Genomic DNA, 20,141 nt, shown 5'->3' with positions numbered 1-20,141 from the left:
CTCAAAGTGTTGATCACTCGTGTCACTTATCATCATGTTTGTATAAACAGCGTGGTAGTTGCCTACATCTTTAATTACATACGACTTATGATATAGCTTATTATCAGGTACCTTACTATAAGATAAATCAATATACATTAATGTGAATGTAATAAGTCCGACCAATATTAATGCTGTGATTGATAATATTTTAATTCGTTTGATACTCATAGGTTCCCACGCTCCACTTCTACAGAGTCAGTTAGTTTACTATTTTGTGGCATCTTGCATATCCACCAAGTGTTAACTGGCGGGTTATCACTATAAGGTTCTGTTGTAAAACCCTTTACATGTTCCTTTGCTTTTTCGTGGCTATCTGAAATAGAATGTAGTGAAGCGCCAGTCACGCCACCACTGATATATAAAATATATAACATTTACTCCGCCCCCTTCATCCGCTTAATCTTATTAATCGTCTTTTTGTCTAATTGATCCTGAACTTTAAATCCTTGCCTTTGATGTTTATCAATATTATCCATTGCTATTTTTGCCGTTAGGTCAAGGTAATGTTTATGGTTATATCTACTGTTTCCCATTTTCGTCCTCCTATAAAGTGTATGAGACATAATAAAAACGTCATACAGTTAAGTATGACGTTACGTTTGTTTTTATGGACCTTGTAGGACTCGAACCTACGACCGAACGGTTATGAGCCGTTAGCTCTTACCTACTGAGCTAAAGGTCCTTGTTTAAACTTACACCCTAGCATGCAAGCTCATTATGTACACTGTACTAGGCAGCTTCGAGCGACACTATTTCCGTAGCGTGCTCTTGTATATTTGTGGCGCTTAACTAGGCTAATCGTTTCCGCAATCAACCTAGAATTTTACTGACACTATTTAGGAAATAATATTAAGGAGTTTGACTTTCACATCCTTATTTTTTATTTTTAGTGTCAGCTCGATAAACAGTAGTTAATGACACAAATCATATTTTATCTGTTTATCTGATAATACAATATTACAATGATTTAAGGTGGGATAGTAGTTGTTTTAGTCCCAACTTCCGAGACGGTTAATTTTCCTACCGAATATCATAAGTGTCTTTTGTTTTAATCTTGAGATACTACTGGACGAATAGTGGACTTCTTTAGAAAATTCTTTCCACGTCATCCAAGAACAATCTCCCCAATACTTACGCTCAATTAAGCTACTTTCAATTTTTCCTAATTCATCTAAAGTTTCTCTAATTGCCTTTTTATCCTTTTCTTGTTGCATTATATAGGGATCATCTAAATACATTAACGCTACACGCTCTGTTGGGTTTGAAATCCTACTGCCACGACTACCACCCACATTTTCATCTTCTTCTTGGTATCTAGAAGCTTGTAATGACATTTTTTGCTTATTAATATTGTTTGGGATATTTTTATAATCTGAAAATCTATTTTCTAATTCATTCATCAATTTATCGTTTTTCTTACTCATTTTTTTCCCACTTTCTATGTGTTGCTATTACTGTTGTTTACCTTGCATAATCACAAGTATCTTTAAACTCTTGAACGCTTACTGGCTCAATGCTTTGAGTGCTGTTTTAAAAAATAATACTTTTGCCTGTTTTAAATACTATTTTTATCGTTCTTTCGGTTTAACTAAAGGCTCACTATTTAGCTGCAACCTTTCAATGATTTCTGCAATATGACCTTTATGCGCGTTGGCCCATGCGTGAGTTGCATAGTTTGTTTCAACTGCTAATTCGTTTCTTCTTAAATCAAACTCAAAGAAGTTTTCTAAATCTCGATTATCATAAGGTGCATTGCTTTTTAGGAATTGAATTAGCTCATTTGGAACATGGACTTCAATTTTCATACCTGATCGTTGATACTTACTCAACTAAATTTCCCCCTTCTGTTTCTTTAAATTCTTGATATTTCCAAAAGCTTGTTGTCTATCAAAAGTCCCATTTCGTTTGTTTCCCTTCTTTTTCTCGTCACTTGTTAATCTCTCGAATGATGTTAAGCGCCAAGCATGAGATGCAGCTTCCAAACCACATCTGCTCATTGCTTTTATAGCCATTCTTAGTGCTTCTGTCTGGAATGGATACCACTGATACATTTCATCAAAAACAATCAGCTCAGTCTCTACTCCTAATCTTTCATTGCCTTGGAGTTCTTTCATTGCCTTTGATACTCTCAATTTAGTTTGTTCTAACTCTTTACTTCGTTCAGGAGTGAATACGCCATTTATTCTATTCATAAACACTTGATACTCTTCTTCAGTTTCAAATATAATCTTTGTCATAGGCGCTACCTTTCTATTCTTCCGTATAATCGCTACCAACGTATTTATTAATAAATTCAGTGACAGCTTTAACATCCCCATCTTCGCCGACAACTATTTATATTTCTTATCGCCAAGTTTATAATTTTGTCAGTGGGAAATACGAAACATTCACTTGATCCAACCACAGATAAAGCTCCCTCAGCTAATTGCTTTCTATAAAATTCGGTCACTTCTTCTATTTCTTCGTTGCTCTCTAAGTTGAATGATACTTCTTGGCCATCGGTTAACATTGCAATGATTTTATAACTATAAGTACCCATTTTGTCCTCCTTTCGACTACATGTTATAATCGCTCAATTATTCAGGTATCGAATTAACATACCCGGAAACATCTTTTAACAATTGATCATAGGCATGTTTATATTTATCACGGTCTTTTCGCATTTTGGTTAGCGAATTACTATTGTTATTAGCAGCCTCAACAGCTTTACGATACTTTCTGAATAACTGGTCGTATTCTTTCTTCCACTTGATACTCGGCTTCTTAGCTACTTTTAAACTCATTACTCATTTCCCCTTTCGATTACCCAAGATAATAATTACTTTTCATTTGTTATTTAATTAAAAATGTAATATAATTCAATTTGAAGGTCGCTATGTCCATGGTGACCTACAAACCCAGCTTCTTACTGAGTAATCGGTAAGGAGCCTTTTTATTATCCATGATAATCGTTCATTTTATTGGACTTTTATGTTTATTTTGTTACTCTTAAGAAAAACCTTTTGGAGGTGTTCTCTTGATTTTCATACTATTTCTATTAATATGTTTTTTAGCTCCCGCAATGGTATTTACAGTAAAAAAGGAAGGGCGTTTTTCTGCCATATCCGTTACTCTCATTATCATCATGGCAATCTGTTTACTGCTGATGTTTCGCCTCTTACTATCGTAAATAATCACAACTAATCTTTAATTATCCCTCTCATAGCCAGCTCGCCGTAAATATGTAGCCAGTTAACTAAGGGACACATTAGATTTTTATCATCGATAAAATAATCTGCACCAACTTTCCTTGGATCGTTGCCCCACTTTTTAATTAAGTGAGGCGTGTTCTCATTGATCGTCGTAAATTTAATACCTTGCTCATACAAATACCGCTCTATCTCCGAAGCTTCACGACATGACCAGATTATGACTTCATGGCCAGATTCGATAATTTTATTAATTGTTAGCCGCGCATTGGTTCTTAATTTGCCAATTTGAGGGTAATCATTTGAATTGGTGATAGTGTTGTCAAAATCAATTGCTATTGTTTTCATTTGCTCACCTCATAACATTAGTGTTAGCGGTATGTTTGACAACATTTCATCATTAGCTAACTTAAACGTATCTTTTTTTATTTCAAAACCAAAGCCGTTTCTATTTAGCTCTACTGCTGCTCTAATTGTTGAACCGCTGCCAGCACAAGGATCAATCACAACGTCCCCCGGGTCTGTAAAAATTTCAATCAATTCCTTTAAAATTGGAATAGGCTTTTGAGTCGGATGGATCTTTGGATAGCTGTTATCAACCTCCCAGTTAAACCAATTTTTAATCATGCGACCATTATTATTAAACTTAGGTAATTTATCTCGATATAGAATCAAAGCGTACTCTGTGGCCCCGACAACTTTCATATTTGCTTTTAATACTTGCGCCGAACTCTTTTTAATAAACACGATAGGGATATGGCCGTTAAAACCATACTTTTTCGCTTGGTCAATCACCATTTGTAACTGTTGAAAGGCACAAAATACAATCATTGCTGGTGCCTTGCCAGTTTCTTTAGGTTCCTTGACTAACATTTTTGAGCAAAAGTGCATGAACTCTGGCACCTTAAAGTTTTCGTCTGTATCAAAAAATGCCTTATTAGCCTTGCTAGATTCGCCTTTTTGATTATCGCCGTCTACATACCACTCTAAACTAGAAGCGTAGGCATTTTTTCCCAAGTTGTAGGGGATATCAGCAATTACAAGCTGAGCTTTAGGTATGTTATATCGTTTATAATTTTGGAAATGATCGTTGTAAAGTTCAAATTTAACACTCATCGTTTAACCACAACCGTGAATGTTTCTTTAGTCTTTGGTGGTCTATTTAAATTTTTCTTTTTAGCCATAAAACGGCTCCTTTCTTGTGATTTTTCTAGGTAATCACTAATTCATTTCTTCGTGCCAATTGTCAGCAACTAAGACTTTGTACGGTTTGTTTTGCAAGTCGCTATTTAACTCCTCACATCTTTTGATTGCAGCGCTTTTCCTTTTGTAAATTTTATTGTTGTCTTCAGCCATCATGTGTGGCCCACTTGTTATTGCCACAACATATAATTTCATTTCGATACCGCCTTTCGATTATTTTAAGTAATAGCTAGGCTATCTTCATATTCGTCAATGTTCATTCCGTCTTTGGAATACCATTCCAGCCACTCGTTTTCTTCTTGATCAAACTCTTGTAACCCGAACGTGTTACTTGATAACACGTTATCAGGCAAAGTTCTTTGATATTTTGCTAATGCATTTATTACTGCTATTGCTTCGTCAGGCGAAGAAACATCAAACTTATGCACTACTCCTGAACCAATATTCACAGCGTTCCAAACTCTTAATTTCATTTAATCTTTCCTCCTAGTTGTTATTTCAATAGCTAATCACAAGTTGCAAAAAATGATTTAAAGTCAATCCAATTATCTTCAATTAAATTACCGATTTTAAATACTGTCCCGCCAAGCCCTGTAGTTTCGCACCTAATGCTTGTTCCTGGTATCTTTTCCCAACTGTCTACACCAATAACTTTCAGTATTTCAGCAATCGCTTGAAACCCCTTCTGCACAGGTACACGTACTTTTAATTCTTGAGAGTATTCATCTAAGGCATAGCCGCCTACACTCACTCCCCAACCTTTACCTTTTAATGTTAAGTAAAAAGTCAATATTCCGTGGTCTTCTCGACCTAAAAATGAACTAGTAACAATTGCATTTTCTATCATTTCTATTCCTCTTTTCTTTAATTGTTATTATTAAACCTAATAGTGATGTATCTGTCTGTTTACACCTCGTTTTGATATACTTAACGTGTCAGCGAGTGGTCCGCTGAACAAAATAAGAAAGCGAGGTGAAACAATGAGCGTAAACGTATCTCTAACGCAATTCACCACTTTTTCAACAAAAATCAATACTGGCGCTAAAATCGCATACGTCCGAAAAGATATCAAGAACGCAACTGACTATCATCCAGCGTTTGACTACTGGAAAGCTTTACGTGACGAAATAAAAAGAATTCACGAACATGGTTTACCTATCGAAAACTTAAGATACTTGGTAGATTTGAATCAGGTGGATGAAAAGAAATTAGTGAATTATCGTCAAGCAATCAACACTTACATTCGATTTGTAAATAAACATAATGTAGAATATTTCCAAGTAGGAAAATCTTTTTGGTCGTTAAGAGGTGAATTACATATAAACACCTCACCAGAACTTGGTTTAATTGTAGACGGCCAAAAATATTATGTTAAAAATTATTACAAAAAAAGAAATGCTGTCAATAAAATCGATAAAAGAAATATCAAGTCCACACTTACTCTGATGCAATTATCTGAAAAAGATTTTACTGCTGATCAGTCTGCGAAGTATGCTGTACTTAACTTTCAAAATGGTAAGCTCATTGAGTCAGGTCCGATAGTATCAGAAGATGTTCTTGAGTTAGAAACTGATGCTGAATTTTTATTGCATATTTGGAACCAAGTTTAGTCTTTACTTAACTCTCCTTGAACTTGAGCGCATGTCTCACAGATATTCTGGTTGTTCTCAAGTTCAAGAGTTGCTTTTTCCCCACAAATCATACATTCCTTGTCTTTTGACAAAATTTATTCCTCCTTTCGATTACTAAATCTAATAGCAAGTTATTTAACTAAAACTAGCCTCTGGTTCAGCATCTGGTAATACTTCTTCTTCCTCATACTCACAATCCAAAATCAACTTTGTTCTCTTGTTACTTAAATTCATCATGTACACATCAAAATCATTAAGCACTTGTAACGATGAAAGATTATCAACTCTGTTTAGATTTATGTCCCAATTATCACCACGATATTTAGATATGTTAAACTCCACATTCAAGCTCTCGTCCTTCTCACATTCGAATCTAACAATCCCGTGTTCGAAATTTGACCATGATCGACCGTCCTCAAGCACTGATTCAAACCTACAAGCAACATACTCATAACGGGGTTCATCGTCATATTCCACTTCCAAACCATCTGTATTAACTTCTTTCGCAACGTATTTACACCACTCCGCAAAAATTTCAGAGATTTTAATATCTTTTGGAACATCAGCAATAGCTAAACCTTTGAAGTTTTCAAGTACTTTATTGTTTTCAAAAGTAGTTTCCTGAAGAATCTTAATTAGTACAGGCTCAAGCTTGGTTACATATTCAGAGAAATCATGACGTTCTATAGCTGGCACTATTGCAGCGTTGATTTGGTTTTCTAATAATTTTTTTAAATCGCCACCATATCCAAATAAATCGTTTAGCGCTTTATCAATTGCTTCACCTAATTTTTCTTCAACCTTTACCTCAATATTGCCACCTTTTAGAAATTCACTTACTGTTTTTTCAATATTTTTTTCAATTGTCATTTTCTTCTTACCTCCTATTTTCGTTTTATACCTACTTTTACTCTTGATAGACTAGTTTTAACATCTAACTCGACCATTCATATATTTAATGTTTAAAACGTCTTAAATCGTTTTATAATCGGTTGTTATTACTCTACATATTCAAATGTTATACCATCATAATTTCAGCTAATTCTGAATTATTAAATTGGAGGTATAACATTGTTGTTTTTATATCACTATGCCCCAAAATAGCCTGGAGCATGCTCAATGCTCTCTCGTCTTTTGAATTTTTGAGGAACGACTTTGCAAAGTAATGCCTAAACGCGTGAGGATACACTTTATCTTCCTTAACCTCACAAACTCTAGCTGCTTTTTTCATGTGATTTCTGTATGTTGTTTGAGAAAAACTGAACATCCGTTCCGTTTCGCCCCTCTGAATGAAAAATTCTCTTAACTCATCTTTCAAATCATCAGACATGCCAATTACTCTAGTTTTTCCCTTGTTGGTGATTAAAATTTCTATAGGACTTATGGATTCCTTAGTCAAGGCCAGCGCTTCGCTTATACGAAGCCCAGTTCGAGCGATTAACTTCATGAGCATTCTAGTTTCAGGATGATGACAAACCATTAACAGTGAATTGTATTCATCTTCAACTAGGTACTCTCGCCCATTGCTATTTTGAACGTTTACTCGTTTTACCTTGTAATCACTTGCTCTGATACTTGTATTAACTTTTTCCAAATAATTAAAGAATGTACTAAAAACAATAATTTTATGATTGATTGTGCTTGTCTTATAATTCATCACGCTAATCATGTAACGTTTATAATCCCTCATCAGCTCAAAACTAAGAGCTTCATGATGATTTACCTTTGCAAACTCGTTGAGCTGCTTCAAATCGCCTAAATATCCCTTAATTGTGCTGTCAGCAGATTCTTTTCTTAGTAAGTAGTTTTTATAATCGTTTAAATTAATCATTTTCTTCACTCCTAATAGTTTATTCGCAAAGTATTAACTAAATTAATTCGTCTATCGCATAACTTTGAATTAGCTTCCCAGTATTAAAAGCATGGATCACAACTGATTTATTAACACCCAAGAATTTGGCTATTTCAATAAATGAATGAAAATAATATGAGTCCCCTTCCTCGTCTGTAACAAAATACTTATTCATCACTGACCTTTTTCCGTGAATCAGCTAGCATTTTTCTGAATTCTTCCTCTTCGGCTGCTGACACTGGTGTTTCTATTACTTCTTGATTAAATAACTCAGGAACGGTTTCTTTTCTAGCATGCCTGCCTTTACTTGGTTTTTTTATTCTATCTGCTTGTTCACGTTCCCAACGCTCCTGGTAATCAGTAATAGCTTCCACTGTTTTCAGATTTAATCTCTTCCAATTAGCTACAATTTTTTCAACATAGGCCCATACTCCTGAACCTCGAATTTCTCTTTTAGCAGTTTCTCTAATAGCATGAGCAAGTACTTCATCAGTAACCTCTTTGGTCAATGCCTTCATATCTTCTTGTACAACCATGTTTGGGAAACCGAAATTTTGTTGATAAAGTTCCATAGCCAACCATTTTGACGAAGATTCCTCGACAGAGGTTATATCATCTTTATCTTTCTTTAACTCTCTCTCTAACTCTATCTCTATCTCTAACTCTGGTGGAGTTTTGTCTGACGTTTGTCCGGACGTTTGTCCTCCACTGTTTGAATCGTTGATTTCTAGGTGTTTTTCCGAATCGATTCTCGCTCTGTACTCTCTTTTCCGATCTGCTTCACTTGATGATTTACCAATAAAATTTTGAATGTTAGTGATATAAATCGCACCACTATCTAATTTTTCGATTAAACCTAAACTCTGAAACATTTCAATTGCTTTTTCTACATCGCCTACGCTATGCCTGACTATTTGTGACAAAACAGACGGTGTATAAGGGATTACATCATTGAACATTAACTTCCCTTCGTTCTTCAAGCTTCTTAGATACATTTTCAGCAATATATTGGAGTATTTATATCCGTCTTGCATACCTTCCAATATAATCATTGCTTCATCTTCAAAAAAATTATCTTTTAATTTAAGATAATAGTATTTTTTATTATCAGACAATTATTTTTACCTCCTTAAAACAATTTAGATATTCTTGACTTTACGCTGAATGGCTGCGAGTTCTTCTACACTTAAATGTGTATAGATTGCAGTCGTTTGAATATTTGAATGGCCTAACAATTGCTGTAAATCTGATATATTCCCGTTGTGCTTGAGAATATATTGTTTAGCAAAATAGTGTCTAAATGAATGTGGATAAGCTTTCTCCGAGTTCACTTTTGCTTTACCAGCAGTTTTTTTAATGTAATTTCTATAACTTGTTTTGGACTTAGGAAAAATAAAGCTGTCTTCATTACCCCAGAGGGCATCAATTACATATTTCTTTAACTCCCGCCTCAACCATAATGGTAATGACACTGTTTTAAATTTTCCTTTATTGCTTATTCTAATAATTTTTTTATCCAGATCAGAAACTTTAAGTTTAAGAACCTCAGTAATCCTCATACCTGTATTAGCGATTACAAGCATGAATTGGTAAGTCTCTCTGGAATGAGCATTCTTTAACATCCTCTTATAGTCCGTGTCATCTATAGACTTCCTGTGAGCTTTAATTTGAGTGTTATGCTGTTTTAAACTCAAAGGATTTTTCCCGCCATCATCAACGTTGTATATCCAGTTAAAATACACATTTAATTTGGTGATTGTTTGATTAATCGAACTAATTTCATAATTTTTCTTCGTGTCACCTTTTTGAAATTCTAGCATCGTGAGATATTCCTTGTAGTCAGTCATAACCGTTTTCGTTATTTCCGTTATCTGATGAAAATTAAGATAATCTTCTAACTGTTTTAAAGTCGTTACATAATCTCTAATTGTGTTATCTGCTTTTTCACCATCTTTTAAATATGTTTTGTATTCTTCTACCTTCAATAACATGCAAACATCCTCCTCTAATATCCCACTAAAACACTTGCGTTTAGTTGCCTTTAGTCTATATAATCACAAGTAACTACTAACGCTTATAAGCTATATGTATCAACGCTTTAACTGTCTTTCAGTAAAATAATACTTTTGACCCCTAAAATGTTTCACAGATTGCCTTTTTGCTCGTTTCGTGGTATCTTTTATTTAGATGTTTATACAAATGTTTATTTATGACTAACGAGGATTGCCGTCCTGGTTGGTCTTTTTTTGTGCTTTAAAAACTTTTTGTTTGCCGCCTAGGTACCACCAACATTTCGCTTGGTGTTCTCCCTTAACTAATAGTTCCTCTCTATTCATAGGCTCTATGCTCCTTTGTGCGCTCGTATTGATTGTCTTCAGCTTTGGCTAGGTACCCAACTAAGACACCGCCAATCCCTGCTAATGTAATGCTCAGGTCTTTGCTACCCAAGTACGCACCTAGTGACAAAATTATTACTAGAAAAATAAATCGTCTAACCTTGTATTTCATGTGATTTCACCCCTTTCATTACAAAAGCCATTTTTTCAATACTTTTAGTTGGCAAATGGCCCATCATTTGATTTACTTCTGAATATGATCTGCCGCCAGTTAATGCAATAAACTTTATTAACATTTCTTTAGCCCGCTGCTCGATGTGATAACGCCTCCTAAACCTCTTTTACTTCCATTTTTTTTAAGAACTCTTGCAGTTCCCCTCTTTCGATGCGAATATCTTGCTTACTCCATATTTGACACTTAAGACCTCTGGCTAACCAATCGCTTAACTTATCATCACCAATCCCTAAGACCTCTTTCACTTGTGATTTATTGGGATACGGCGGAAGTTCAACTGTCTGATTTAGCAGTTTCAGCCTTGAATCAACTTCTTTTAATACTATAAAAACTAACTTTTCTGCAAGTTCCTTTTCAATAACATTATCCGGTATTGTTATTTGCATTGTTTATTCCTCCTATGCGATTTCTTTTAGATCAAATTCTGGATAATAACCTTCTGCTTTTAGCAACTCATACAACATAACCCGACCTTTTTGTGTCCAGCGTGTATTCATTACTATTTTTAAGCTACCATTCTTCCGAGGGACTTCAGCTGTTTTTGATTTAACATACCCTTGACCTTTGTAAATTCTAGTTAGAACCCATTGACCGTTTACTTTCCACTGAACCTTCAACTCAACTAAAATCTTGTTGAACTGGTTAGCCGTCATACCATAATCCTGAGCTATTTGTGTGACCGTAACTGTATCTTCTGAATTAAGTATCATGTCTAGATAGCTTATTTTAGGCTCGTACTCAGCAATAGTACTCTCAAGTAATACTTTCTCTTGCTCTAATTCAATCCGTTTGTTCCGTTCTTCTTTATACTTAGTAGCGACTTCAATCAACAAATCTGGATTTTCTAGCAATTCATCTTTTGCATACATACCGTGTTTGCGGATATCCTTTAAAATTTGTTTTACAGCTTTTTTAAACTTCTTAGCAATCGGTTTTCGGGATTGCATTAAAACTTCGTATAGTCCGTCTTCCGTCAGGAATGTCGCGCTCGTATTATTAGTACGAGTGATTACCTTCTCGTCGTCATCTACGTTTTTAACCATTTTAGAAACGTTTGAAATATCGTAATCAATCCATCTCGCAACATCTTTAGCTAAAAACAACGGATTTTCTAAATCGCCATAAACTTTAAAATCTTGACCGAGTAATTCTTGTTCGTTGATTACTTGTAGTTTCATAGTTACGCCTCCTGTTTTTTTTTTGAGAATAAAAACTTAAGCTCATACTCTGGAAAAAAATTTTCTTGTATTATTAACGCTTCGCCAAACTTGAAATCTGACTTACCGTCAATCTTTTCTGAAATAGTTTGATACTTAACACCTAACAAGTCCCCCATATCAACTAGCGTTACTTTTTTTTGTCTTCTTACTTCGTCTATATTTAACATGATCTTCCTCCTTTACATTAGATACGAATTTTCGTATCCTGTCGTGTTGTTGCGCTTGTTTTTCTTTCCTATGACATTACTATATACGAAAATTCGTAACTAGTCAACACTAAAATTCGTATTCATTTACAAATATGTATTGATATACGATTTTTCGTATGGTATGATGTGATTAAAGTTCAGGGAGGTATAATAAGATGACAGTTGAAAAAGGCATTAAAGAATTAATTGAAAATAGATTTGGAAATATTAAATATTTCTCGGAAGAAATTGAACTACCGTACACTACAGTTCGCTCTATCTTAGAACGTGGTGTATTAAATTCGAAAGTTGAGAACGTTATAAAAATTGCCGAAGGTTTGAACATGGACCCAAAAGATTTTCTTAAATTGGATAGAGAAAATATCATGATATATGATGAAGATCAAACTATTATTGACAATCTAAACGACATTATAAAAAGACTTGAAACAGAGAGAAAAAAGAAAGTTTACGAAATGGCAAAAAAAGAATTGAATGACCAAGAAAACAACATCATTGATCTAAGAGAATATCGTGACGTTGATATTCAATCAAGCGTTTCAGCAGGTACAGGCGTTGTAGACTTAGATGCCAATCACACCGAACGAATATCATATAACGGTTTCATTCCGAATAAATACGATACAGCATTTAGAGTCCAAGGGGATTCGATGGAACCTATGTTCCAAGATGGGGAAATAGTTTTTGTGGTTAAAGATGAAGATGTGCGCAACGGTCAAATTGGGGTTGTTCTAATAGACGGTGAGGCGTTTATCAAAAAGATGTATGTTGAAGGAGATAAATTACGACTAGTGTCTTTAAACAGGCTATATGAAGATATTATCGCAAACGGTAGTAATGAAATTAGTGTATACGGTAGAGTGGTTTTATGAAAATGAGTAGGGGTGATCTTGTGAAGAAAAAATTACTAGTAGCTATTTTGTTGAGTTTTTGCTTAGTAACATCAGCATGTAGCGATAAATCAAATAGCCGAGACAAAAAAAAAGATGACAAGACTAGAAACACCTTCACTATTGAAAAAGATAGTAAAGGCGAATTTATAACTCTTGCCGAAAAACATATAAAAGAACTTTATCAAATTGACAATTTAAAACTGAATACGAATCCTGATATTTTAAAAGTTTATGGTAGTCCAGACGAGGTAAATTCTGAAACAGGTGAAGTCTATAAAAATGTTATTAACGGGATCACCGAATTTACATATCAGGACAAAGTATATAAATTAACATTTCTTTATAGTAAAACTGATGATGAGCATTATAAAGTACTATATTTGTATTCTAATTATGATACCAGCAAAATAATTGACGTCCCTCTTAACGACTAACATCAGTGCTTCTATATTTACAACGCTTAACATAAATCACACCTATCACTAGGCTACTTTTTGCTACATATATGTCACGAAAATAGCTTTTGCATGACATACTTTATTTGAAGAGGAAGGAGAACGAGTATATGATAAGGCAATATAACAAAAAGGATGGAAGTAAATGGTGGTATTTTAAAGCATATTTAGGAATTGATCCTGTAACCAGAAAGAGAAAGTACACCACTCGTAGAGGTTTCAGAACTAAGAAAGAGGCAAAAATAGCACTTTCTAGACTTGAACTATCTGCTAAAGATGGAACATTAACAACAGAAAAGAAATACAGTTTTGCAGAAGTTAAGGATATGTGGCTGCTACAATATAAAGAAACTGTCAGAGAAAGTACATTCATTACTGTTAATTACTTATTTGACAAACATATTTTGCTTGCGTTTTCCAACAAACAAATCGACTCCTATAATGTTGCATATTGTCAAGAAGTTGCGAACTCTTGGAAAAACAAATATGCAACTCACCGGGCTTTAAAATCTTATACTTCACAAGTCTTTAACTACGCTAAACAGTTAAATATAATTTCTACAAACCCGATGGACCAGGTCAATTTTTCAAAAGGTAATGCTTCACCTAAAAAAAATAAAATTAAGTACTTTGATAAGTATGAATTAAAAGATTTCTTAGAACTTTGTAAAAAGGACAGCTTCGTAATTAGCTTGCCAGCATTTAGATTACTTGCATTTACTGGAATCAGAAAAGGAGAATTGCTTGCTTTGGAGTGGACAGACATAGATTTCTTCAACAAAACTTTAAAAATTTCTAAGACTTTAGTTAGTGATGCAAACAATCAGCTTAAAACCAATCCGCCCAAAACTAGTTCTTCAGACAGAGTAATTTCTTTAGATAACGTCACGGTAAAAATACTTAGAGACTGGCGACAATTGCAAAAAAGTTACCTTTTACAACATGGCACTAATGCTAATTCAATCCATCAAATTATCTTTCCATCTGAAAATAATAATTATTTAAGTCTAAACAGATTAAATACGGTACTTACAAGGATATGCAAGAAATCAGGTATGAATGACATAACAATCCATGGATTTAGACATACTCACTGCAGTATATTGTTTGAAGCAGGACTTTCTATTAAAGACGTACAAGATCGTTTAGGCCATTCTGATATCCATACAACGATGAATATCTATACTCATGTCACTGAAAAACAGAAAGAATTATCTGCTGAAAAGTTTGCAAACTTTGTCAACTTTTAAAAATAGTATGGTCAAAAGTATGGTCAAAGAAATAAAAAAAGACCAAAACCCTTATGTATCAAGGGTTTCAGTCTCTTAAATAATCTGAAAACTATTTTAATGTAATAGTAGCGCCAACTTCTTCTAAAGTAGCTTTTAATGCTTCAGCTTCTTCTTTAGATACGCCTTCTTTAACAGCACCAGGAGCGCCATCTACAACAGCTTTAGCTTCTTTTAAGCCAAGACCAGTTGCTTCACGAACTGCTTTGATAACTTTAACTTTTTGGTCTCCAGCTGCAGTTAATTCTACAGTGAATTCAGTTTGTTCTTCAGCAGCGGCAACACCAGCACCAGCAGCAGCTACAGGAGCAGCAGCAGATACACCAAATTCTTCTTCAATTGCTTTTACTAAGTCGTTTAATTCTAAGATACTAGATTCTTTTAAATCGGCTACGATTTGTTCAATGTTTAATGACATTTTGAAATTCCTCCATTATATGTTTTATTATTTTTTTGTGAAAATTATCTTGCTAAAAGCTTAGGCTGCAATTAAGCAACTTCGTCTTTTGCTTCTACCACTGCATTGATGGCGTAAGCCACGTTGCGGACAGGAGCTTGTAATACAGATAGTAACATAGATAGCATACCTTCGCGGTTTGGAAGTTTTGCTAGTGATACGATTTCGTCTACTGAAGATACTTTACCTTCAATGACACCACCTTTAATTTCTAACGCTTCTGCTTTAGCAGCAAATTCGTTCATAATTTTAGCTGGTGCAATAACGTCATCGTTACTGAATGCAATAGCTGTTGGTCCAACAAAAACGTCTTCCATACCTTCTAAGCCAGCTTTAACAGCGGCACGAGATAGAATTGAGTTTTTGATGACTTTCATCTCTACGTTAGCCGCACGCAATTCTTTACGTAATTCAGTTACTTGTTCAACAGTTAATCCACGGTAGTCAACGACTACGACAGATGTTGCTGCTGAAAATTTAGCTGCTACTTCTTCAACTGCTTGGGCTTTTTTAGTGATTGCTAATTCGCTCATTTAATTTTCACCTCCTGGTTTGTTGATGGTGGAATGATTTGTTTAAAAGCAAATAACTCCATGCCACCGGTGACATAGAGGGACCATTGATTACTCAATAAGCGTCCTCGGTAGGTTATTAAGGGCAAGCCCTCCTACTGTCTTCGGTACAGATATAAATATCTTAACCTAATAACTTTATCATAGCAAAGCTACTAGGTCAAGAATCTTTTTAAAATTTAGATAGATGCAACGTCAACTTTAACACCAGGGCCAAAAGTTGTAGTTACTACTAAGTTTTTAATGTAAGTACCTTTAGTTGCAGCTGGTTTAGCTTTAAGCATTACATCGTGGATAGTTTGGAAGTTTTCGATTAGTTTAGCATCATCAAATGATACTTTACCAATTGGAACATGAATGTTTCCAGCTTTATCAACACGGTAAGTCACTTTACCGGCTTTAACTTCGTTAACAGCTTTAGTTACGTCCATAGTAACAGTTCCTGTTTTAGGGTTTGGCATTAAGCCTTTAGGTCCTAAAACACGTCCTAGTTTACCAACTTCAGCCATCATGTCTGGAGTTGCTACTACTACGTCAAACTCAAACCAACCTTTTTGGATCTTCTCAACCATGTCAGCATCGCCAACGAAGTCAGCGCCAGCAGCTAATGCTTCTTTTGCTTTTTCGCCTTTCGCGAATACTAAAACAGTTTGAGTTTTACCAGTTCCGTTTGGCAGTACAACTGCTCCACGAATTTGTTGGTCAGCTTTCTTAGGGTCAACGCTTAAACGGTAAGCTACTTCAACAGTTGCGTCAAATTTCGCAATGTTTGTATCTTTCGCTAATGCAACAGCGTCAGCTACTGCGTATACTTTTGTTGTATCAACTTTTTTTAATGCATCTTGCATTTTTTTGCCTTTTTTAGCCATTTTGTTTCCTCCTTGAATGTGGTTATAACGGTAGAACCTCCCACGTAATTCATATCTTTAAATATGAAACGACTGAGAAGCTACTTCCGGTGGTTACAGGTATTAACTAATAAATCAGTTTAAAGATTTATCCTACTGTAATCCCCATGCTTCGTGCAGTACCTTCAACCATGCGCATTGCTGCTTCAACGTCAGTTGCGTTTAGGTCTTCTAATTTAAGTGTTGCAATTTCTCTAACTTGATCGCTAGTTACGTTGGCAACTTTATTTTTGTTTGGTTCGCCTGAACCTTTATCCACGTTAGCTGCTTTCTTTAAAAGAACTGCTGCTGGTGGTGTTTTTGTTACGAATGTGAACGAACGGTCTTCGTATACTGAGATTACTACTGGAATGATTAATCCAGCTTGATCAGCTGTACGAGCATTGAATTCTTTAGTGAATCCCATGATGTTAATACCGGCTTGTCCTAATGCAGGTCCTACTGGCGGTGCTGGAGTTGCTTTTCCTGCAGGTATTTGCAATTTAACTAATTTTTCTACTTTTTTTGCCACGAGACATACCTCCTTAAGTCCGTGATGTGGTTATGTGGAGATTAAGATTTCTCCTCCCACGTTTTTTGGGCTAACCAAAAAACAGCGCACGTTTGCGCATTTGTTTATTATACATCTTTTAGTTATGTTTTTCAAGGCTTTTCCATTCATTTCAATGATTAAAAATGAATTTTTTCACCAAAAAGCCCTTACCTTAACTAATAGAAAAAGGCCTAGCTAAGCCAGACCTTTTTCTATTATATGATTACTTAAGCCCTTAAGCCTGCTAAAACATGCCCCATAAAATAATCCAAGTATCTCAGGATCCCTAATTGGACGACCTCTCCAACTGTCTCTGTCTCACTTTTAAAAAGCCCTACCCCGTGAGACGTAATTGATAGATATGTGTAGAAATACTGATAGAATTCTGACATGCCTACATATTTGCTTAACTCTTTTAAACTAAAATTTCCGGTAACAACGTATACCAGGAAATTTTACGTTTGCTTTGCTGCCAATCACCTAGACGCTTAAATTCAACGGCTTCTGAGCTGCCACGGCGCTCTTCTAAATAGACTAACCGTCTGACTCGTTCTTCCTCAATTTTTTTTAAGGACTCACCTAAAAGATTTGATTCTAACTTATCAGTCAACTGATTTTTCCCACTATAGTATAGGTAGTCTGTTGTATTTAAAAAGTTTTTGGCTTCACAAAACCGATAAGCTTTGGCTTTTTTTTCTTTGGAAATTCCGTCATTCCACAAGAAGTATTTAACATTTAAGAAACTTTCAAAGGTTGCTCTAAACACCGGAATAAAACCTTGAGTCCCTTCGTTATCAAATAATAATTTATACGTTGCTGCTGAGTAAGTCAGATATAATTCCAATAACGTCTGGATTGTTAATAGTTGATCGATTCCTTCCTCAGTTTCAGCTTGTAATGAGTCTTTTAAATGTTTTAAATCAAGCCACTTATCAGCGTATTGATCCTTTAAACATTGGAGCTCATTGGCCACCATTAGTCTTTCCTAACTTTTTTCTTTTCTTTATCTTTTTTCTTTTCTTTGTCTTTTTTCTTTTCTTTGTCTTTTTTACGTTTCTTCATAATTAAGAAAATAATTAACTGTAATAATAATAATGCGATAATTCCGCCAGCAACATACCACCAAGTATAGTCTTCTTTAATAGTAACATCTTGCTTATTATACTTTTTAGCTTCTTCTTTAGTAATCGTAAAGTCTTTTTCTAAATCCCACTTATCATCTTTTGATGTGGCATGTAATTTAAGCGTATACTTACCTGCTTCTAACTTTTTACCTTCTAAGTGTATCGGGTAGTCAAAGTTTGAATTTGGAGCCATTTGCAACTGCTCTTTCTCATTTGAATAAACGACTTTATCAGAATTTTTTTTGTAGATTTTTGCATCAATTGCTAGTTTGTTTAAATATTTAGATTTGGGATTTTGCAAATTAGCAAAAATTACGTTACGAACATTCACTTGCCCAGCTTCTACTTTATTTAATAACAAATCAGAAGGAATGTCTTTTTGTTCTACATTACCGTGCATCACTAGGGCGATAACATACGCATACTCATTTTTGATGGCCATCCCTTGACCTTTTTCAGTTTCTTCATCGACAGATTTTTCTTTAAAAGTAATTCCTGAAGCTAAAATCCCTGGAAACTCTTCTTTTGGTGCGTTAATCTTAAATTTAACTACTTGATCAACATTCGGTTCGAGTTTGACTTCTGGTTTATCGATAGTCACAATGTCTTCTATGTTATGAATCAACGTTGAATCTTCTTTGAACTTGCCAATGCCATACTCGACAATCCCATTAACGTTAGTCGTTGCACGATTAAACGTTGTTTGGACAACCACAGCTTTTTTAGTGTGGTTTTTCAAAGTAACTTCTAGCTCTTGCTCATCACCTTTATTGACTTTAATATCAAAATACGTTTTTTCTTTGTCTACTTGAAAATCAGGAATTGTTGGTACGACTCCAAAATTCAATTCTGAAGCTAAAGCCTGCCCTCCAACTAACATTAACATTAACATTAACATCACTAAACTTGTTATTATCATTTTGCAATATTTTTTCATTATAATAGTTCCTTTCTTAACAGCGGATTTTCTCTAATCCCGTTCCATCTCTTTATTTCATTAATTAATAACAGAAGTAACATTGACTTTAAACGGATCAATGTTACTTCTGAGACTTGTTCAATTCACTTACTTAGTTGGGGGCTTATTTGCCGCCAGGCTCTTCGCCTTCATCGTCGCTAGCAACGGTTGACAATTTCCAAGTTAATGTTGTTTGATAAACCTCATCTTTAACTTTTGTCGTTGAACCAGGGACAGATAATGTAACAGCTTCATCTTTAGAAACTTCTGTTGAGACAACTTCGCCAGCTTCATTAACAGTTTCTTCTGTTTTCATTTTAATTGAGCTTTCATTTCCTAAACGGTAAACCCAAGTTCCTGAACCTTCGCCTTTAGCAGCAAACATTAATTTGTGATCAGTTCCTGGAGTTAATTTTTGATCTGAAATTACTTCACTTGGAGCGTTCTTTTCGTTACCAGCTACAGTTACTGCTTCTGCTTGGGCAAAAGCAATTTCAGCACCTGTTAAAATGTCGCCTGCAGCTGTTTTAAATTGACCATTTTGTGTAACTGATAATGTCCAACCCATTAAATCATTTTTAGCACGCTTATCTGTTAATTGTGCGTATAATGGTTTTTCAGTTGTAGCACCTGTTTCTTTGTCTGTTACTTTTTGTGAGTTAGCGTAATATACTTCGTTTTTAGTGCTGATTTTGTGTTTACCAAAGTTTAGTGATGACGCGTAATCTAAACTTAACGGGCCACCTGTTCCGGGCTCTACTGGCACTTCTGGGTCTACTGGATCAATCGGATCTACTGGAATTTCTGGATCAATTGGATCTACTGGATCTACTGGGTCAGTATTTTCTAAGAATGTTACAACAGCTTTTGTGTCGCGTGTTGCTGGGTTATCTGCTGTCGCACCATCTTTCGCTGCAAAAGCAACTGATGACCCTAAAAGAACTGTACTTACTAATAATGTGCTTAAAGCAGCAAATTTCATATTTTTCATGTTTTTTTCTCCTCTATGTATCTGTTTTTAGTTGTTTTCTTTGACT

31 protein-coding genes, 1 tRNA gene and 1 other annotated feature are annotated in these 20,141 nt (G+C 34.9%); of the genes, 4 read left to right on the top strand and 28 right to left on the bottom strand.

Translation table 11 applies throughout. The features are described 5' to 3' along the window. Positions 1–206 precede the first annotated feature (206 nt). The 13 genes from CBF35_RS05280 to CBF35_RS05230 all read right to left on the bottom strand — a co-directional run bounded on the left by CBF35_RS05280 (position 207) and on the right by CBF35_RS05230 (position 5,280). The gene (locus CBF35_RS05280; protein ID WP_126778926.1) at positions 207–416 is read right to left on the bottom strand and encodes a hypothetical protein; all 210 of its coding nucleotides are present in this window, start codon (positions 414–416) and stop codon (positions 207–209) included. Next, on the bottom strand, positions 417–575 hold the full coding sequence (locus CBF35_RS14855) for a hypothetical protein (RefSeq protein ID WP_170174717.1): 159 nt from the start codon (positions 573–575) through the stop codon (positions 417–419). It abuts the gene before it with no gap. Positions 576–650: 75 nt separating this feature from the next. After that, a tRNA-Ile gene (locus CBF35_RS05275) sits at positions 651–724 on the bottom strand. Between the two features lie 307 nt (positions 725–1,031). Next, a complete protein-coding gene (locus CBF35_RS05270) occupies positions 1,032–1,466 on the bottom strand; it encodes a hypothetical protein (RefSeq protein WP_126778925.1) in 435 nt (144 codons plus the stop codon). A 144-nt stretch (positions 1,467–1,610) separates the two neighbouring features. Next, positions 1,611–1,871, bottom strand: a complete 261-nt coding sequence (locus CBF35_RS05265; RefSeq protein ID WP_126778924.1) for a hypothetical protein — start codon at positions 1,869–1,871, stop codon at positions 1,611–1,613. Then, positions 1,872–2,279: a hypothetical protein gene (locus tag CBF35_RS05260; protein WP_126778923.1), complete on the bottom strand. Its 408-nt coding sequence runs from the start codon at positions 2,277–2,279 to the stop codon at positions 1,872–1,874. It abuts the gene before it with no gap. Positions 2,280–2,347: 68 nt separating this feature from the next. Then, a complete protein-coding gene (locus tag CBF35_RS05255; protein WP_126778922.1) occupies positions 2,348–2,581 on the bottom strand; it encodes a hypothetical protein in 234 nt (77 codons plus the stop codon). A 37-nt stretch (positions 2,582–2,618) separates the two neighbouring features. Beyond that, the gene (locus tag CBF35_RS05250) at positions 2,619–2,825 is read right to left on the bottom strand and encodes a hypothetical protein (RefSeq protein WP_126778921.1); all 207 of its coding nucleotides are present in this window, start codon (positions 2,823–2,825) and stop codon (positions 2,619–2,621) included. A gap of 396 nt (positions 2,826–3,221) precedes the next feature. After that, positions 3,222–3,578 (bottom strand): HAD hydrolase family protein, encoded by a 357-nt coding sequence (locus CBF35_RS05245; RefSeq protein ID WP_126778920.1) that lies wholly within the window; start codon positions 3,576–3,578, stop codon positions 3,222–3,224. 9 nt (positions 3,579–3,587) lie between these two features. Further along, positions 3,588–4,346 (bottom strand): DNA-methyltransferase, encoded by a 759-nt coding sequence (locus CBF35_RS05240; RefSeq protein WP_126778919.1) that lies wholly within the window; start codon positions 4,344–4,346, stop codon positions 3,588–3,590. Positions 4,347–4,451: 105 nt separating this feature from the next. Further along, positions 4,452–4,628 (bottom strand): hypothetical protein, encoded by a 177-nt coding sequence (locus tag CBF35_RS14850; RefSeq protein WP_170174716.1) that lies wholly within the window; start codon positions 4,626–4,628, stop codon positions 4,452–4,454. Between the two features lie 23 nt (positions 4,629–4,651). Next, complete coding sequence (locus CBF35_RS05235; protein WP_126778918.1) at positions 4,652–4,906, bottom strand: hypothetical protein; 255 nt, start codon at positions 4,904–4,906, stop codon at positions 4,652–4,654. 32 nt (positions 4,907–4,938) lie between these two features. Then, positions 4,939–5,280, bottom strand: coding sequence for a hypothetical protein (locus CBF35_RS05230; RefSeq protein ID WP_126778917.1), 342 nt, complete (start codon positions 5,278–5,280; stop codon positions 4,939–4,941). A gap of 133 nt (positions 5,281–5,413) precedes the next feature. Here CBF35_RS05230 and CBF35_RS05225 point away from each other — a divergent pair, with 133 nt between their 5' ends. Beyond that, positions 5,414–6,043: a hypothetical protein gene (locus CBF35_RS05225; RefSeq protein WP_126778916.1), complete on the top strand. Its 630-nt coding sequence runs from the start codon at positions 5,414–5,416 to the stop codon at positions 6,041–6,043. Between the two features lie 156 nt (positions 6,044–6,199). Here the strand turns inward: CBF35_RS05225 and CBF35_RS05220 are convergent, their stop codons facing one another. The 8 genes from CBF35_RS05220 to CBF35_RS05185 form a co-directional block, all read right to left on the bottom strand. Beyond that, a complete protein-coding gene (locus tag CBF35_RS05220; protein ID WP_126778915.1) occupies positions 6,200–6,934 on the bottom strand; it encodes a hypothetical protein in 735 nt (244 codons plus the stop codon). A gap of 148 nt (positions 6,935–7,082) precedes the next feature. After that, positions 7,083–7,895 carry a tyrosine-type recombinase/integrase gene (locus CBF35_RS05215; RefSeq protein ID WP_126778914.1) on the bottom strand — a complete coding sequence of 271 codons (813 nt, stop codon included), beginning with the start codon at positions 7,893–7,895 and terminating at the stop codon, positions 7,083–7,085. 188 nt (positions 7,896–8,083) lie between these two features. Further along, the gene (locus tag CBF35_RS05210; RefSeq protein WP_126778913.1) at positions 8,084–9,031 is read right to left on the bottom strand and encodes a phage replisome organizer N-terminal domain-containing protein; all 948 of its coding nucleotides are present in this window, start codon (positions 9,029–9,031) and stop codon (positions 8,084–8,086) included. Positions 9,032–9,055: 24 nt separating this feature from the next. Continuing rightward, on the bottom strand, positions 9,056–9,907 hold the full coding sequence (locus CBF35_RS05205; protein ID WP_126778912.1) for a tyrosine-type recombinase/integrase: 852 nt from the start codon (positions 9,905–9,907) through the stop codon (positions 9,056–9,058). 337 nt (positions 9,908–10,244) lie between these two features. After that, complete coding sequence (locus CBF35_RS05200; RefSeq protein WP_126778911.1) at positions 10,245–10,424, bottom strand: hypothetical protein; 180 nt, start codon at positions 10,422–10,424, stop codon at positions 10,245–10,247. Positions 10,425–10,582: 158 nt separating this feature from the next. Continuing rightward, entirely contained in the window at positions 10,583–10,873 is a 291-nt protein-coding gene (locus tag CBF35_RS05195; protein WP_126778910.1) for a hypothetical protein, read from the bottom strand. A 12-nt stretch (positions 10,874–10,885) separates the two neighbouring features. Further along, on the bottom strand, positions 10,886–11,665 hold the full coding sequence (locus CBF35_RS05190; RefSeq protein WP_126778909.1) for a phage antirepressor KilAC domain-containing protein: 780 nt from the start codon (positions 11,663–11,665) through the stop codon (positions 10,886–10,888). Between the two features lie 2 nt (positions 11,666–11,667). Beyond that, entirely contained in the window at positions 11,668–11,874 is a 207-nt protein-coding gene (locus tag CBF35_RS05185; RefSeq protein WP_425330181.1) for an XRE family transcriptional regulator, read from the bottom strand. A 197-nt stretch (positions 11,875–12,071) separates the two neighbouring features. Between CBF35_RS05185 and CBF35_RS05180 the strand changes: the two genes are divergently transcribed. The 3 genes from CBF35_RS05180 to CBF35_RS05170 all read left to right on the top strand — a co-directional run bounded on the left by CBF35_RS05180 (position 12,072) and on the right by CBF35_RS05170 (position 14,514). Continuing rightward, positions 12,072–12,788 (top strand): S24 family peptidase, encoded by a 717-nt coding sequence (locus CBF35_RS05180; RefSeq protein ID WP_126778907.1) that lies wholly within the window; start codon positions 12,072–12,074, stop codon positions 12,786–12,788. A 20-nt stretch (positions 12,789–12,808) separates the two neighbouring features. Continuing rightward, positions 12,809–13,243: a hypothetical protein gene (locus tag CBF35_RS05175; RefSeq protein WP_244922566.1), complete on the top strand. Its 435-nt coding sequence runs from the start codon at positions 12,809–12,811 to the stop codon at positions 13,241–13,243. A 131-nt stretch (positions 13,244–13,374) separates the two neighbouring features. Then, entirely contained in the window at positions 13,375–14,514 is a 1,140-nt protein-coding gene (locus CBF35_RS05170; RefSeq protein WP_126778906.1) for a site-specific integrase, read from the top strand. Positions 14,515–14,605: 91 nt separating this feature from the next. On the opposite strand, the gene rplL is transcribed toward CBF35_RS05170, so the two are convergent. The 7 genes from rplL to CBF35_RS05135 all read right to left on the bottom strand — a co-directional run bounded on the left by rplL (position 14,606) and on the right by CBF35_RS05135 (position 20,095). Further along, positions 14,606–14,971 (bottom strand): 50S ribosomal protein L7/L12, encoded by a 366-nt coding sequence (gene rplL, locus CBF35_RS05165; protein WP_126778905.1) that lies wholly within the window; start codon positions 14,969–14,971, stop codon positions 14,606–14,608. A 71-nt stretch (positions 14,972–15,042) separates the two neighbouring features. Next, a complete protein-coding gene (gene rplJ, locus CBF35_RS05160; RefSeq protein ID WP_126778904.1) occupies positions 15,043–15,543 on the bottom strand; it encodes a 50S ribosomal protein L10 in 501 nt (166 codons plus the stop codon). 40 nt (positions 15,544–15,583) lie between these two features. Then, positions 15,584–15,708 (bottom strand) — a sequence feature (ribosomal protein L10 leader region). A 53-nt stretch (positions 15,709–15,761) separates the two neighbouring features. Beyond that, positions 15,762–16,451: a 50S ribosomal protein L1 gene (rplA, locus tag CBF35_RS05155; RefSeq protein WP_126778903.1), complete on the bottom strand. Its 690-nt coding sequence runs from the start codon at positions 16,449–16,451 to the stop codon at positions 15,762–15,764. A 127-nt stretch (positions 16,452–16,578) separates the two neighbouring features. Then, on the bottom strand, positions 16,579–17,001 hold the full coding sequence (gene rplK / locus CBF35_RS05150) for a 50S ribosomal protein L11 (protein ID WP_126778902.1): 423 nt from the start codon (positions 16,999–17,001) through the stop codon (positions 16,579–16,581). 436 nt (positions 17,002–17,437) lie between these two features. Further along, positions 17,438–17,998, bottom strand: coding sequence for a hypothetical protein (locus CBF35_RS05145; RefSeq protein ID WP_126778901.1), 561 nt, complete (start codon positions 17,996–17,998; stop codon positions 17,438–17,440). Further along, a complete protein-coding gene (locus tag CBF35_RS05140) occupies positions 17,998–19,083 on the bottom strand; it encodes a WxLIP family cell surface protein (RefSeq protein ID WP_126778900.1) in 1,086 nt (361 codons plus the stop codon). Before CBF35_RS05140 ends, CBF35_RS05145 begins: the two co-directional genes overlap by 1 nt. 145 nt (positions 19,084–19,228) lie before the next feature. Beyond that, positions 19,229–20,095, bottom strand: coding sequence for a WxL domain-containing protein (locus CBF35_RS05135; RefSeq protein WP_126778899.1), 867 nt, complete (start codon positions 20,093–20,095; stop codon positions 19,229–19,231). Positions 20,096–20,141 lie beyond the last annotated feature (46 nt).

Source organism: Vagococcus salmoninarum (assembly GCF_003987495.1).
Lineage (GTDB): Bacteria > Bacillota > Bacilli > Lactobacillales > Vagococcaceae > Vagococcus_D > Vagococcus_D salmoninarum.
The sequence above is the reverse complement of the archived record's forward strand: the minus strand, read 5'-3'. Positions and strand labels throughout refer to the sequence as shown.

Coding starts and splice junctions, on each gene's coding strand:
- CBF35_RS05280 (WP_126778926.1), bottom strand. CDS start 416: ATGTTATATATTTTATATATCAGTGGTGGCGTGACTGGCGCTTCACTA.
- CBF35_RS14855 (WP_170174717.1), bottom strand. CDS start 575: ATGGGAAACAGTAGATATAACCATAAACATTACCTTGACCTAACGGCA.
- CBF35_RS05270 (WP_126778925.1), bottom strand. CDS start 1,466: ATGAGTAAGAAAAACGATAAATTGATGAATGAATTAGAAAATAGATTT.
- CBF35_RS05260 (WP_126778923.1), bottom strand. CDS start 2,279: ATGACAAAGATTATATTTGAAACTGAAGAAGAGTATCAAGTGTTTATG.
- CBF35_RS05255 (WP_126778922.1), bottom strand. CDS start 2,581: ATGGGTACTTATAGTTATAAAATCATTGCAATGTTAACCGATGGCCAA.
- CBF35_RS05250 (WP_126778921.1), bottom strand. CDS start 2,825: ATGAGTTTAAAAGTAGCTAAGAAGCCGAGTATCAAGTGGAAGAAAGAA.
- CBF35_RS05245 (WP_126778920.1), bottom strand. CDS start 3,578: ATGAAAACAATAGCAATTGATTTTGACAACACTATCACCAATTCAAAT.
- CBF35_RS05240 (WP_126778919.1), bottom strand. CDS start 4,346: ATGAGTGTTAAATTTGAACTTTACAACGATCATTTCCAAAATTATAAA.
- CBF35_RS14850 (WP_170174716.1), bottom strand. CDS start 4,628: ATGAAATTATATGTTGTGGCAATAACAAGTGGGCCACACATGATGGCT.
- CBF35_RS05235 (WP_126778918.1), bottom strand. CDS start 4,906: ATGAAATTAAGAGTTTGGAACGCTGTGAATATTGGTTCAGGAGTAGTG.
- CBF35_RS05230 (WP_126778917.1), bottom strand. CDS start 5,280: ATGATAGAAAATGCAATTGTTACTAGTTCATTTTTAGGTCGAGAAGAC.
- CBF35_RS05225 (WP_126778916.1), top strand. CDS start 5,414: ATGAGCGTAAACGTATCTCTAACGCAATTCACCACTTTTTCAACAAAA.
- CBF35_RS05220 (WP_126778915.1), bottom strand. CDS start 6,934: ATGACAATTGAAAAAAATATTGAAAAAACAGTAAGTGAATTTCTAAAA.
- CBF35_RS05215 (WP_126778914.1), bottom strand. CDS start 7,895: ATGATTAATTTAAACGATTATAAAAACTACTTACTAAGAAAAGAATCT.
- CBF35_RS05205 (WP_126778912.1), bottom strand. CDS start 9,907: ATGTTATTGAAGGTAGAAGAATACAAAACATATTTAAAAGATGGTGAA.
- CBF35_RS05200 (WP_126778911.1), bottom strand. CDS start 10,424: ATGAAATACAAGGTTAGACGATTTATTTTTCTAGTAATAATTTTGTCA.
- CBF35_RS05195 (WP_126778910.1), bottom strand. CDS start 10,873: ATGCAAATAACAATACCGGATAATGTTATTGAAAAGGAACTTGCAGAA.
- CBF35_RS05190 (WP_126778909.1), bottom strand. CDS start 11,665: ATGAAACTACAAGTAATCAACGAACAAGAATTACTCGGTCAAGATTTT.
- CBF35_RS05185 (WP_425330181.1), bottom strand. CDS start 11,874: ATGTTAAATATAGACGAAGTAAGAAGACAAAAAAAAGTAACGCTAGTT.
- CBF35_RS05180 (WP_126778907.1), top strand. CDS start 12,072: ATGACAGTTGAAAAAGGCATTAAAGAATTAATTGAAAATAGATTTGGA.
- CBF35_RS05170 (WP_126778906.1), top strand. CDS start 13,375: ATGATAAGGCAATATAACAAAAAGGATGGAAGTAAATGGTGGTATTTT.
- rplL (WP_126778905.1), bottom strand. CDS start 14,971: ATGTCATTAAACATTGAACAAATCGTAGCCGATTTAAAAGAATCTAGT.
- rplJ (WP_126778904.1), bottom strand. CDS start 15,543: ATGAGCGAATTAGCAATCACTAAAAAAGCCCAAGCAGTTGAAGAAGTA.
- rplA (WP_126778903.1), bottom strand. CDS start 16,451: ATGGCTAAAAAAGGCAAAAAAATGCAAGATGCATTAAAAAAAGTTGAT.
- CBF35_RS05145 (WP_126778901.1), bottom strand. CDS start 17,998: ATGGTGGCCAATGAGCTCCAATGTTTAAAGGATCAATACGCTGATAAG.
- CBF35_RS05140 (WP_126778900.1), bottom strand. CDS start 19,083: ATGAAAAAATATTGCAAAATGATAATAACAAGTTTAGTGATGTTAATG.
- CBF35_RS05135 (WP_126778899.1), bottom strand. CDS start 20,095: ATGAAAAATATGAAATTTGCTGCTTTAAGCACATTATTAGTAAGTACA.